We start from the raw sequence: 14,405 nt of genomic DNA, 5'->3' as shown, positions 1-14,405 counted from the left end.
ATGCAGAGTAAGTAAAACACTTTACCAGGATTTTCTTTATGACGCTTGAACCAGCAATTGCTGAACAAGTTATTACAGCTAACTTAAAGCAATTTCTTTTAGTACTGTCAGTCTCTTTAGGAGTAGCAACCCTACCGCAAATATTTAGCTGGTTTCGCCAGATACCTTATACCTTGCTACTGGTAATTGTGGGATTGGGTTTGGCATTTGCGGATATTCGCTTAGTCAACCTTTCGCCGCAATTGATTTTATTAATATTTTTACCACCCTTACTATTTGAAGCTGCGTGGAATTTGAAATGGTCTGATTTGAAGCGCGATTTGCTGCCAATTTGCTTATATGCAGTTTTGGGAGTAGTGATTTCTATTGTGGGGGTGGCAATAGGTCTCAATCAATTTGCTGGCTTATCTTTAACTACAGCGTTGCTGATTGGGGCGAGTTTGTCGGCTACCGATCCGGTTTCTGTTACTGCTGTGTTTCGAGAATTGGGAGTAAGCAGCCGACTGGTCACTCTCATGGAAGGCGAAAGCTTATTCAATGATGGTATGGCGGTAGTAGCTTTTGGTTTTTTAGTGGCATTACCTTTAGGAAATGCAGAATTAGAAATCCAAGCAATTTTGTTACAGCTTTTGAAAGTTATTGGTATTGGTGTGGCAGTAGGAAGTCTCATTGGGTTTGGTATTTCCTACCTAACTCAACGCTTCGATTTACCTTTAGTAGAACAATCTTTAACTCTAGTTTCAGCTTACGGAACTTACCTAATTATTGAAGACTTAGGGGGTTCTGGCGTAATTGGGGTAGTAACTACAAGCTTAATTTTAGGTAACTTTGGCTCTCGTATCGGCATGAATCCCCGTACCCGAATTATTGTTTCTGAATTTTGGGAATTTTTAGCTTTTTTTGTTAACTCAATAGTATTTCTATTGATTGGCGACCAAATTCACTTTACAAGTTTGGCAGCAAACCTCCACATCATTGCTATCACACTTGCAGCAATGATTTTGATGCGATTAATTGCGATTTATCTTCTCAGCAAATTAAGTACAAAACTGACTAACTCAGAAATTTCTTTACCTGACCAAACTATCTTGTGGTGGGGAGGATTGCGCGGTTCTGTTTCTATAGCTTTAGCATTGAGTGTACCAACAATATTGCCAGAGCGAGAAGAAATTATCGCTACAGTATTTGGAGTAGTTCTATTTACTTTGTTAGTTCAAGGACTAACGATTAAACCTTTGTTGCAAAAACTCAATCTTTTAGGCGATGCTCCCTTACGCGATCGCTATTTAGAATTATCGGCTCGTCATGTAGCTTTAGAAAGAGTTCTGCAACACCTGCAAACCGATCAGCGTCCAGGTATAGACCCAGAATTTTACCGTTATCAAGAGGCATTAATTAAAGGTGAACTTGAAGATTTACAAGCAGAAATAGACAAATTACAAAATGAATATCCCAACCTAAAAAGCTTTATATTTGAACAGTTGCGCGGAGAACTTTTCTCTATTGAGGCAGACACCTACGCGGAATTTGTGCGTTCTGGTCGCTTAAGTAAAGAACTCGCGCCTATGCTTCAGGAAGTTTTACAAAAGGGAGACTGAAAAGTATTTAGTGTTTGGTGTTTGGTGTTTGTATCAATTACCAATTACCAATTACCAATTACCCATTACCAAAAAAACCCAACAAAACAAAATTGCTTTGTTGGGTTTAATAATTTATCGCAGAGAAATTACCCGCGATTGAGTTGTTAAATTTTCAGTTGCTGCTAAAACTTCTTGCCTTGCCCACTTATCTGCTGCCAAAATGTCATCTAAAGAGGGATTTTTACAGTTATCATTTTGATGGCGATCGCACACCGATTCAATACAACGGGGAATATCTAAAAAGCGAATTTTTTCTTCTAAAAATAAAGCCACAGCTTGCTCGTTGGCAGCGTTTAACACAGCCGGCATGGAACCGCCAGCGCGACCTGCTGCATAAGCTAGCCGCATACAAGGATACTTTTGATGGTCTGGTTCGCGGAAGGTTAAGTTTCCTGCTTTTACCAAATCCAATCTTTCCCAATCTGTGTAAATGCGATCGGGCCAAGATAAAGCATACAGTAGGGGTAAGCGCATATCTGGCCAGCCCAGTTGAGCTAAAACTGAAGTATCTTGTAGTTCAATCAGCGAGTGAATAATACTTTGGGGATGGATAACAATCTCAATTTGGTCATAATCCATGCCAAAGAGAAAATGAGCTTCAATTACTTCTAAACCCTTATTCATCAAAGTCGCAGAATCGACTGTGATTTTCCGCCCCATAGACCAGTTAGGATGTTTGAGGGCATCAGCAACGGTGACTTCTGCTAACTTTTCTACTTCCCAATCTCGGAAAGCACCACCAGAAGCAGTGAGTAAAATTTTTCTTAAACCGCCTTTAGGTACACCTTGGAGGCATTGAAAAATTGCGGAATGTTCGGAATCAGCAGGTAGCAATTTTACGCCATGCTTTTCTACTAAAGGCAGAACTACAGGCCCACCAGCAATGAGAGTTTCTTTGTTTGCTAAGGCAATATCTTTACCTGCTTCAATCGCCGCAATTGTTGGTAGCAAACCTGCACAACCAACAATACCAGTCACAACAGTTTCGGCATCACCATAGCGCGCAACTTCTATAACCCCAGCTTCGCCACCTAGAAGAATTGGTTGCGGATCGAGGTCTTTGATTGCTTCTTGTAGCGCTGGCAATTTTTCTTCTACACAAATAGCTGCTATCTGCGGTCGAAACTGCCGAATCTGAGCAGCTAACATTTCTACATTGCTTCCCGCTGCCAATCCTACAATCCGAAACTGATCTGGGTACTGAGAGACAATATCTAAAGTCTGAGTACCAATAGAGCCAGTGGAACCAACAAGAGTAATAGCTTTCACAATTGTTTAAGGATTTACAAACAATTCTCACTATAAATTGCTGAGGACTCTTAATCACAGTCATGGGTAGAATCAATGCAACTCAAGATAGAGAATTACTCTTGATTAAGAAGTCATACTGCTATCAGCCCTATTGATATCCGCACCAGGAGGATACAAGCTTCTCATTTAACAAATATAGCGATCGCTTTGGCAAGCAGTCCCAATGAAAAAAATTTCCAAAGCCTTGCATAAAAGCTGTAATGGGATTTTTACTCAGAACTCAGCACTTTCACCTCAGAGGAGGAAGAAGACAATTATGGGCTTCGCTCTCTTAAATGGATAATTTAATTTCTGGAAGTCCCTTAGCAGGGAGCAGAGAGGATCAAGAAATCTCATTTGAATAAATTCCCTGATTGATTCGCTGCCACTTTTTAATTCAAAATTCAGAAATATACTTTACCCGGAAATTTTAACTTTTGACTCTTGAGTACAGATGGGATTAATTGCTCTAGACTTCTGTACAGCCCTCTCTAGTTGATTCTTCCTGAGCATTGCTCAAAACAGTGTATATAAATACTATAAATTTAATCATAATTGCCTAGAATTTGTGCAATTAGTAACCGACAGCTATTACTGATTAAGAAAGGCTAATAACATTACAAGCCTTTTTCTTTTACAGTTGATTAATTGAGTGAGTGGATGAGTGTGAGGTGTTGAATGATACTTAGAAATTTTAGAATGGTAGCCATAGTTCAAAGGATGCATCAAGGAGTCGGTTGAAAAACTCAAGTCTATGGCTAAAGTTCAAATATTTATAGCAAAATCTTTATGGAAAAATGAACTCATTTTTCCGGCAGCAGTCTGGGTTTTCAGCCGAATTTTCATCTTCATAGCCATGCTGCTGCTAGCCCCACATTTATCAGATCCAACGGACGGAACGACTCCTAACTTTGGCTGGGAAGTTGTGAATGCGTGGGATAGCGTACATTATCGCTCAATAGTCACGTCTGGCTATGAGTTTGTCGATGATGGCAACCAACATAATCTGGCGTTCTTTCCCCTATTTCCCCTAAGTATCTGGCTGTTAATGAAGCTGGGCTTATCGTTTGAATTAGCAGGAACGCTGATCAATAACATCGCATTTTGCGCCGCCCTGTACTGTGTTTACTTTTGGGTGAAACAGCATTGTGGAATCATCGCCGCGCAGTGGGTGACTGCTGTGATGGCTTGGTGTCCTCAAGCTATGTTTACTGGAGTGGTTTATACAGAGGGGCTGTATTTATTTTTGAGTACTGCGGCTTTGCGGGCTTTTGATCAACAGCAATATCGTTGGACAGCTTTGTGGGGCGCACTAGCCACAGCCACACGGCCAACAGGGATGGCGCTGATTCCAGCATTAGCGATCGCATCTTGGAGACAACGTAGACCTGCGATCGCTTATGTAGCATCTTTGGCTACAGCGATTGGTATCCTGTCATTCAGCCTTTTTTGCCTGATTAAATTTGGTCACCCATTAGCCTTCGTTCAAGCGCAACGCGGCTGGCGACCTTCTCTTGGGTTTGATGGGCAAGGTTGGTGGAATATGGTGATGGAAATTGCCATAGGAACATCCAATTGGCAGGATGCTTGGGTAAAAAATCCTTGGCACCCTCTGTTGTTTAGCATCATACTTGTCAGCGCTTATCCTTTATGGCGCTTCCGCAAATACTTAATTGAGGCTAAGGTATTTTATGGATTGTATGCTTTAGCTGGAATATTTTTCTTTCTGGTTAACGAACAATTCATTAATAATTTCCTGAACCTGTTTACAGTATTGGGTGGTGGCTTCATTTTGTGGCGATTGCGTAAGCAACTCACCCCAGTAACTACAATCTATGGTTTTTGCGGTATAGGTTTACTGTTAGCTTCTGGGGGTACGCTCTCACTCAGCCGTCTTGCTTATGGTATTGTGCCTTTAAGCGTTGGCGTAGGTGTTTTGCTATCTCGGCATTATCGCTGGGGTTATTTAACCTTGGGCTTGTTTGCTGTCTTACTTGCCAGGCTAGCTGTAGGCTTTGCCAAGCAAATTTGGGTAGGGTAAATATTGACGATTTTAGGGTACAGCAATGCTGTACCCTATTGATTTGGCAGCAGATGCTTAGGCGTAAACAATTGTAGGGATTGCCTCAACAGCATCCGAATTTTTGCAGAAAAGGAATAGAAAGATTTTATAATTTCTGAAGAATAGATAATCATTTATGGCGAAAACTTCAGAGCAGACATTTTTTAAATTTATCAAATCTCCGCTCAATTACCCCGTTAGCGTATATTTGGGTCTTGGTATTATTTTCGCTGTATTCATTCGGTGGCTTTGTATTCCCAATAAATCAGTTGATTATAAATATTTTTTAGCGCCTTGGTATGATTTCATCGCTTCCCACGGTGGATTTAGTGCTTTAAAATATGGTTTTGCTGACTATACACCACCCTATCTCTACTGGATTTTGATTGCAGCAACGCTGCTTTCTGGATTGCCAAAAATACTGGGAATTAAGCTTTTTGCCATGTCTATGGATTTTGTTTGTGCGTTTTTCACTTACAAAATTGTTAAATTAAAATATCCATCTGGCAGAATGGCAATATTTGCTTTTTTAGCAGTTATTTTAAGCCCTACAGTTATTTACAATAGTTCCCTTTGGGGTCAATGTGACGTTATCTATACAACGGGATTAGTTGCTTGCGTTTACTTTTTATCTATTTACAAGCAAATTCCAGCTTTAATTAGTTTTGGTGTAGCCGTTTCTTTTAAATTACAAGCGATGTTTTTAGCACCTTTACTCTTAATCATGGTGCTGAAAAAAAGAATCTCTTGGTATTTGCTGCCTATAGTACCCTTGGTATATATAGTTTTAATGCTACCAGCTTGGTTTGCAGGCAGACCCATGCCTGATTTACTATTAGTCTACTTTAACCAAGCTAATAAATATAAGGAACTAGCGAAAGGCTCACCAAATTTATATCAATGGATTCCCAACGATTTTTATAATATTGTAGTGCCGATAGGTTTAGCTTTAACAGTAGCAGCTATGTTGCTATTAGCCTATCTTGTTGTTTTCAAAAATCGGTTAGAAATTACTCAAGACAGACTGATTCATTTGGCAACTATATCGGTTTTGTTTATGCCCTATATTCTGCCGAAAATGCACGAAAGATATTTTTACCCTGCTGATATATTGTCAATTATCTTTGCGTTTTATTTTCCTCAATATCGCTGGGTAGCCATATCAGTACAAATGGCTTCATTTTTTGGTTATCTAGGAACTCCGATATATATCAAACTATTTGCTTTTCCTTTAGGTTTTACGCTTTGGTTTATTGTGCGTCATTGTGATATGATTTATCCGAAATTAAAAGCCAAAATTTCCTAGAGAATCATCATAAATTCTAGTGGATAAAAAAATTCCCAAATTGAATACTGTTGGTGCAATTATTTTGATTAGCACCATCATCTTATTTATCTCTAGTACCCTCAGACATGAATTATTTAACTCATCTGGAGATTTAGCATTTTTTGACCAAGGAATTTACTTAATTAGTCAGGGAAAAACACCAGTTTCTTCGATAATTGGTTTTCATGCTTTAGCAGATCATGCTGCTTGGATATTATATTTTTTGGCTTTACTCTACAAAATTTACCCTAGCGTTTATTGGCTGTTTGCAGTCCAATCTTTTGCCTTAGCGTTAGGTGCTTTACCTACATACTTGCTAGCATTGCAAGCAGGTTTAGACAAAACTCAAGCAGTCGTCATGATGGCTGTTTACCTACTATATCCAGTAGTTTATAACAGCAATTTGTGTGATTTTCACCCCGATGTAATTGCTGTTCCTGCACTTTTAACAGCAATTTTCGCTGCTAGAAGCAAAAAAATAATTTGGTTTTGCATTAGTATTATTTTGGTTTTAGGTTGTAAAGCCGTACTTTCCTTGACGGTAGCGGCTATGGGGGTGTGGTTATTCTTTTTTGAAAAGCAGCGATTATATGGTGCGATCGCACTTTTTAACGGTACAGCATGGTTTCTGATTGCGAATGAGTTGATTATCCCGTTTTTTGGTGGTGAAGCAGCATTACTCAACCGTCATCTTTATCGCTATAGCTATTTAGGAAACTCATTTTCGGAAACGATACAAATTTTACTATCCCACCCAGAAGTTATTTTCAAAAATATTTTTTCATCTATCAATTTAGAATACTTAGTGAGTTTAATAGCGCCTATATTATGGGGTTTAAAACCACAATATATGATACCTTTAATAGGTGCAATTCCTTGTATCGCATTGAATATACTTGCCGATCATCCCTCACAGAAAAATTTGGTTTTGCATTACTCCCTAGCAGCATTACCATTTTTAATGGTAGCGATAATTGCCAGCCTTGCAAGTGGTAAAGCCTGGATAAAGCAAAATCGGGTAATTATTATATGGTCTTTAATAGGGTTTTTAGTTCTAGGTAAATGGGGATTATTTACTTCTAGGTATCTCAGAAATGTAGATAATTCGCAAGCCACTAAAAATGCGATCGCTTTAATTAAAACTCCAGATAGCGTTTTCACTACAGATATAATTACGCCACATTTAACCCATAGAGAATTAATTAGCTTTAAATATAATCTCAACGACGTAAATAATTATCACTATATATTGCTGAATCTGCGCCATCCTGGTTGGGCAGCAAGTCCAGAAGATTATCAGAACTTATACAATCAGTTGCAAACTCAGCCGGAATTTAAATTGCAATATCAGCGTGATGATGTGTATTTATTTAGTAAAGAGTAGTTAATTTATGGTGCAATTAGACTAAATCCTTCAGCTTCACCTTTAACTTTACTCTTACTAAGATTTATTTTTTGCATAGCATCTTTATCTAACAGCAAATAAGACTTTTTAGCTAACATTTGTTGTAAAACAGGCAAAGGAGCAGCTGTAACCTTACAATCACTATAAAAATCTACACTAGGACGACCATAAGCAAAAGAAGTGTAAATTTGCGTTCCGGCTGGTACATTTGCCCGAATTAATGCGCCTACTGGTTTGGCGGGGAAAGTTTCATTTAACTCCCAAACCCAAGATTTTGAACTCATTAACAAGGCTAAAACTAAATACATCCCAGCAAATAATACTGGAATAAACTTACAATTCTGCTGTTTAATCAACCATGCTGTCATACCCATAGTGATTGCTAAAACAATACTCATGGTGATTAAACTAGGCTGTGGATCGGCAATTAAAAAGTAAACGCAACCTCCACAACCAACAACAGATAAGGCAGCAAATAATACAGTTAAGGCTTTCACTTTTAACTTATCTTGTTGCCAGATTTCAGTTAAGTTAACACCTATTCCTAAAGCTAAAAAAGGATATATCGGCATTACATACCAAGGTAGTTTTGTTCTCATCAAGGAAATAATCCCTAAATAGACAATTGTGGAAACGAGAATTAAACAACCCCAAGCAGTTTGGCGTTTTTTCCAGCTTAAATATAAACCTCCGGGTAAAAACAATAGCCAGGGAAAACCATATTTGAGAATCTCTAGTAAATAATACCAAGGCGGGCCAGTATTTCCTTCTACTGCTGTTCCCAGCCTATCTAAAGCTTGGGCTTGAAAATGCACTTGTAAGAATGCATCACCATAATGTTGATATTGAGCAACATACCATGCGATCGCAGGTGCATTACCTAACAACATTCCCACCCATAAATAAGGATTTTTTAATAAAATGAATTGCCTATTTACCAGAATAAATAACCCAGCAATTCCTGCCAACACTACTACTAACATTCCCTTAGTAAGAGTAATTAGCCCTAAACAAAAACCCACACCCAAAGCATACTTTTGCTGATGACGCGCCTTGAATAAACAAAACAGCAATAGTAGAAAAAACGAAATTGTCATTCCATCTAACATTGCTAATCTACCGTGACGCACCACAGGAAGCATAGTTAAGTAAACTAAAGCAGAAAACAGCGCTGGTAAACTTTCTAAAAAAACCAAACGCCCCACCATGTAAAGTAAAGGTACTCCCAAGGCTGTTAACAACGCGCCAGGAAACCTAGTAGTAAATTCTTGCACTCCTGCGATGTGGTAGCACAATGCAATTAACCACTGCATTAAAGGTGGTTTTAATAAAAATGGTTCTCCTTGAAGAGTAGGGTAAAGCCAGTTTCCTTTGCGATAAATTTCTCTAGCGACAATCGCATAAGTCCCTTCATCCCAGTCTCGTAGGGGTAAGTTACCCAAAAATATCAGCCACAAAACCAGGGAAGCTGCTAATAAAGCTAATAACCATTCTTTGTCTGTGAATGGGCGCATATTTTAAAAGTGAATTAACGGCAAAAATTTCATAATATTTGTGACTGTTTTTAAAGTCTTTAATTCGGGTACATCTGGTTTAAGTTTTTCTGCGATCGCTAATTTTGGTTCTGCTTGTCTAGGTTGAAAATTATATAAATAAACAAACGCTAAGTAAAGCCATGCATAAGGATTTTTGGCATCATATTTAGTTATTTCTGTTAAATTTTGAATTAATTCTGGAACTTGACGCTGTAAAAGTTGTGATAAAGCTAGAGTATAACGCCAATTGAGGTTATTGGGTTCATTCTGCAAATAATAGTTAGCCGCGAATTCAATTTGATTTAAATAATCTTTGTTAGCATCATATTGGTTAAAATTCCCTATTTGCACAAAGATATTATCTAGCTTACCCTGCTGAAATTCTCCAGCTAATTGCGACATTCGAGAAACTAAATCTAATGCTGGTGATTTTGCTATATTTCCTGTGTCTGTCACATCCACACTAGTGTTAGGAATATTGAAAGGTGTAACTTTGCCATTTCTTCTATCCAAATACAAGGCTGATAGTTGATATTTCCCGATTGGTAGCGTTGTTGGGATAAATGTAGATAGATTTTCCGTGACTTGAAAACTACCTTGAGGATGGCATTTTAGCCCACAATATAAATTACCTAAGGCAATGGCATGATCGTGATACCAAGCTGATTGTTCATTTTGCCATTTTAAAAGTAATAAGCCATTTTGCAAATCATCCCATGAACCTGTTATTTGATAAGTAATAGGATTATTTTTACCCACAATTAACTGATTAGCTGCTATTACTTGCTTTAAACTAATGGCAGCATTACTCTCATTTAATTTTTCAACCACTACAGCCGGATTTACGCGCTGATATATTCGTAATTGATCAGCATTAGGCAATCCCCATTCACCCTGTAATTTTAAATCAGGAGAGGACTCAACTAAAGATTTTAATTTGCGTTTAGTTTCCCCTCTTTCACCAGGTTCATCTGGTTCATGATCTCTAGTCACATACCAAGAAAAATTCTCTAAATCTTGCTCTACTTGAGATAAGTTAGTAGTTAATTTCCTACCAGAGACGCGAAAATCAGCTAATGTACCAAAATAATCTAATGTAAACTCATTAACTTGAGGCGTAGAAACCGGGATTACTCCTAAAGTTGTCCTTAAATAGGGATTAGTTTGGTTAATTTTATCGATTAATTGCGTTAAAGGATATTTTTTTCCCTCATCATTAGGTAAATGCTTTCCTCCCCATGCTTGAATTAGGGGTAATGGAAATAAATTATTGATTAAAACTATGCCACTAAGTCCAATAGCCGTAAATCTGACTCTATCAAACCATCTATTCTCAATTAAATGCAATAAATAAGCCAAAATCAAACTAATAACAGGAAAGACAGGCAGAATAAATCTAATATCTTTATTTGTGCCTAGGGAACAGAATATATAACTACTGAATAAGAAGATTAATAACCAATTTAAACCAGGTTGATGCCATATAGCTTTAATTGCTGCCTTTTTAAATTTATTTTTAATTAGATAAACCAATAAAATACCAATGCTAGTAAATAATATTGGTAATCCAATACTTTCAGGTAGCATATTTGGATAAACTAACCATCCAGCAAGAGTTGTGGCTGGTGGATCGCCTTCAGCTTTACCAACATTGTTAGCATTTAATGCAGAGGTAATAATCGTCAGCCAATTTAAGCCGTACCAAAAACCACAAATTAACCAAGCTACAGTTAAGGCTAAACCAGTTTGTAGCAATTTAATATATTGGCGTTTTCTAATAAAGCCAATAAATAGCCAAATACTAGGTACTAAAATAAAAATAAATCCTGTTGGTTTAGCCAGCATTATCAACCCTACTCCTAATCCTAGGCTTAGGGTTAATATCAAGGAATAAAAACCTGTAAAACTATCTTTCCAAACCGTTAAAATCGTAAAAGTAAAGATAACAACTGCCATTAACCCATAATCTAATAAATAATCTGTCCGCATAATTCCCAAAATAGGAAATAACAGACAAAATATGCTGGCGGTTATGCCCACCTGACTACGCTTAAATAAATATTTGCCTAAATGATATACAGATACAATAATTATTGCAGTAAATAATAAATTCACTAAAGTAGCCTGATCGTATCCTCTACCAAATAATAAGAAAAAAGGTACAGTACAAATATAAACAAAAGGTGCACGGTAACTCTGACTGCGCTGCCATAAAGATAACCACCAATCGCCAGAGAAAGGATTAAAATCTTGAAAAACTCGATAATGGTGTAATGCCATTGTTAAATGGGCACTTTGATCGTAAGCAGGGATAGATTCATCTAAGAAAAACCATGTCCTATCTATAATTAAGGCGATTAACCAAATTATGAATAATATGAAGTAATCTTTATTGACTCTAAAAAAATTGGGAGCAGCCATATTTATTAAACAAATTTAACCAAAGATTTTGTGCCACAAACTATCAATGCTTACATAGTTAAAACTATGAACTGATATCTTAAATTGTCTACCATCATCTTGACGTTCAATTTCTAGAAACAGATTCTTAGTCAGAAATTTAGTCTGATTGCTTTAGCCCTATACCGTATGTTAGTGCTGACGACTAACTCATCAAAATTGTTGTTGAGCATTAACTGCTGGTATTTTTCCTCTGGAAGGTATTTTAGTACTGAAGTGACACCTGAGTGGCGATCGCATCTCATTCATCATTCCTATTCTCAGCAGTCGTGATCGGAGTATACATTGCTGAGTTTTATTTTTTACTCCAAATGTTTTCCTTAAGCAATACCGCTAACTTGGCTTTAATACTGTTTACATAGGTGCTATACTTTGTGTCATTATTGATGCCCAGCCTCAACCTTTAGTTTAAGTATTAATCCACAATCTGTTAGGTAGAAGAAACTTGATCTATGCAATCAGCATCAATTTTAGGTTACGCAGTATAATCTAAAACTATATATTTTAGAAAAATACTTTAAAACTGCTGATGACAGCCATCACAGTAGAAATTATATTTAAATGAAATCAAAGTTATGATATGATTACAGCCATCTCTTGTAGATTTTTAAGTAAAAATACGGTAATATATAGCTCTTAATTATAGAAATATATACGTGAATTCTTAAACTTATGCATTGATAAAGTGTAGAAAAGTTTGCTGATTTTAACTATTTACAATTAGCAATAATTTTTCAGCCACTTACTGCAGAAAGTATCAGGATCAAAATCTCTAGCTGATAACCAAATAAAATTTTATTTGATGTCATTAGTAAAGAGTATCTAGCTTAACGACTAAGTTTATTTAAGCAATGAGAAACTATATTCGATTGAATGTAGTCTATTTATTTAATGGCATCAAACAGTAACAGTCGGAGAGTTAACAATTTAACTTTTTTTTAAAAAGAAAAAAATCACTCTCAGCAGTACAATATACCTGATAAACTATGAAACTGAATAATCCTTTCAATGCTAGGAGCGTATATGTAGCCTTCTATCTAGGCTAATTGGGGAGCTAACCTCTTGCGTAAAAGTAAAACAAAGCTTATTACTAAGAGGTAAAGAGTGTGCAAATTAATCAACTCATGAGACAAGGTAGCTGAGTCAATATCAGTAATCCTGCTAGCATAAACCTTATAAAAGTGCAGTCAATCATCGGATTGTACTGTTTCTTAGATTTAACTATTGATATTTACAAGTGCAAATACCAATCTTTGTGGTTTTGGGCTTGGGCATTCCACACTACCAAATACCCTATAGATAGGGTTCTCATCAAGCCAGATAATCTGGTGTTCAGAGAAACTTGTTATATCTATATTACCGATTGCTAAATTATCTGTTAATCTTGATTCAAATTTCAGGATTATCAGTAGTTATATTTGTATCTAAGTATCTAGAGAAAATGTGTTATAACTTACCGTCAGGTACTTAACTGATGGTTCGTCCCTTGAAGGAGCTATATTAAGTGGAAAACAGTAAGTCGTTTTTTTGGCCACAAGGAATATTGATTGCATTAGTTGGCTTAGTTGGGACTTTCAGTCTTGGCTTGATGATGCTTGTCAAACCAAATGCCTCTGATGCTCAAGGTCAGCCTAGTATAAGTGAAACCACTATATCTGCTCAAGCAGGAACTCAACAAAGGATAGAAAGTTTAAAGGCGACAATGCTGACAAGCTGGCAACAACAAGCACAAGCTAAGGGTATGGCTTATCCTTTACCAGCAAGTGTTGTAGGGGCGACCATCAAAGCAGCAAAACTCACTCAAGGACAAAAAGTCATTGCACTGACTTTTGATGACGGCCCTTGGCCTGAGAGTACTGCACAAGTATTAGATATTCTCAAAAAAAATGATATCAAAGCAACGTTTTTTGTAGTAGGGCAGAATGTCAAGAATTTTCCCGACATTTTAAAGCGGGTGGCAGCTGAAGGTCATACTGTTGCTAACCATACGTGGCATCACTGGTATCATTTTATGAATGCACAAACAGCTGCTTATGAAGTTGACAACACAACAGACATAATTTTTAAAACGACGGGTGTGAAAACAAATCTGTTTAGACCACCAGGAGGCATGATGCATAATGGTGTAGCTAATTATGCGAAAAATAGTAAGTATGCAGTAATCATGTGGTCTTCAGACTCTATGGACTACTCCCGTCCAAGTGTGCCACGGTTAATCAATAATGTTTTTAGGGAAGCAAAACCGGGCGGAATCGTGTTGATGCATGATGGTGGTGGCAATCGTTCCCAAACAGTAGAGGCTTTACCAACTATTATTGCCAGATTTAAGAAGGAAGGTTACAGTTTTGTGACTATTCCAGAACTTTTAGAAATGCAAGATAAAGACCAAAAGTTAATTGCTAATAAAAAGTAAAAGGTATCACTAATAATTTACTATTTAAGTTAACTTACAAATTAAAATACCCCACCTAAGCTTTAGGTATTGGTGTTAGCCTCTCAAAGCTTATGTGGGGTTTTGTTATGACCTATGAAAAAGGGTATGGGGCAATACAGTTCAGATAAGATCATTAGTGATTAATTTGTCACTTGGGAAAAAGCTAGCATAATTGGGGGATTCTCCCCCAAACCCCCGATTGGGTGACGGTTGCGTCCCCCAAACCCCCTCCAAAATTATTGTTCGGTTTTT

8 protein-coding genes are annotated in these 14,405 nt (G+C 37.2%); 5 read left to right on the top strand and 3 right to left on the bottom strand.

Annotation, left to right across the window (positions count from 1 at the left end; all coding sequences use genetic code 11):
* The first annotated feature begins 38 nt into the window (after positions 1–38).
* Positions 39–1,598, top strand: coding sequence for a cation:proton antiporter (locus HG267_RS23205; RefSeq protein WP_045868183.1), 1,560 nt, complete (start codon positions 39–41; stop codon positions 1,596–1,598).
* A 114-nt stretch (positions 1,599–1,712) separates the two neighbouring features.
* Here HG267_RS23205 and dxr read toward each other — a convergent pair whose 3' ends face one another.
* Entirely contained in the window at positions 1,713–2,909 is a 1,197-nt protein-coding gene (gene dxr / locus HG267_RS23200; RefSeq protein WP_045868182.1) for a 1-deoxy-D-xylulose-5-phosphate reductoisomerase, read from the bottom strand.
* 775 nt (positions 2,910–3,684) lie between these two features.
* Between dxr and HG267_RS23195 the strand changes: the two genes are divergently transcribed.
* The 3 genes from HG267_RS23195 to HG267_RS23185 all read left to right on the top strand — a co-directional run bounded on the left by HG267_RS23195 (position 3,685) and on the right by HG267_RS23185 (position 7,703).
* Positions 3,685–4,971 (top strand): mannosyltransferase family protein, encoded by a 1,287-nt coding sequence (locus HG267_RS23195; protein WP_045868181.1) that lies wholly within the window; start codon positions 3,685–3,687, stop codon positions 4,969–4,971.
* A gap of 157 nt (positions 4,972–5,128) precedes the next feature.
* Positions 5,129–6,298, top strand: coding sequence for a membrane protein (locus tag HG267_RS23190; RefSeq protein WP_045868180.1), 1,170 nt, complete (start codon positions 5,129–5,131; stop codon positions 6,296–6,298).
* A 19-nt stretch (positions 6,299–6,317) separates the two neighbouring features.
* The gene (locus tag HG267_RS23185; protein WP_045868179.1) at positions 6,318–7,703 is read left to right on the top strand and encodes a DUF2079 domain-containing protein; all 1,386 of its coding nucleotides are present in this window, start codon (positions 6,318–6,320) and stop codon (positions 7,701–7,703) included.
* A 5-nt stretch (positions 7,704–7,708) separates the two neighbouring features.
* Here HG267_RS23185 and HG267_RS23180 read toward each other — a convergent pair whose 3' ends face one another.
* Both HG267_RS23180 and HG267_RS23175 read right to left on the bottom strand, forming a co-directional pair.
* On the bottom strand, positions 7,709–9,238 hold the full coding sequence (locus tag HG267_RS23180; protein ID WP_045868178.1) for an ArnT family glycosyltransferase: 1,530 nt from the start codon (positions 9,236–9,238) through the stop codon (positions 7,709–7,711).
* A gap of 3 nt (positions 9,239–9,241) precedes the next feature.
* On the bottom strand, positions 9,242–11,680 hold the full coding sequence (locus HG267_RS23175) for a hypothetical protein (RefSeq protein WP_045868177.1): 2,439 nt from the start codon (positions 11,678–11,680) through the stop codon (positions 9,242–9,244).
* A 1,543-nt stretch (positions 11,681–13,223) separates the two neighbouring features.
* Between HG267_RS23175 and HG267_RS23170 the strand changes: the two genes are divergently transcribed.
* On the top strand, positions 13,224–14,132 hold the full coding sequence (locus HG267_RS23170) for a polysaccharide deacetylase family protein (protein WP_045868176.1): 909 nt from the start codon (positions 13,224–13,226) through the stop codon (positions 14,130–14,132).
* Positions 14,133–14,405: the final 273 nt, after the last annotated feature.

It is taken from the genome of Tolypothrix sp. PCC 7601, assembly GCF_025677855.1.
Lineage (GTDB): Bacteria > Cyanobacteriota > Cyanobacteriia > Cyanobacteriales > Nostocaceae > Aulosira > Aulosira diplosiphon.
The sequence above is the reverse complement of the archived record's forward strand: the minus strand, read 5'-3'. Positions and strand labels throughout refer to the sequence as shown.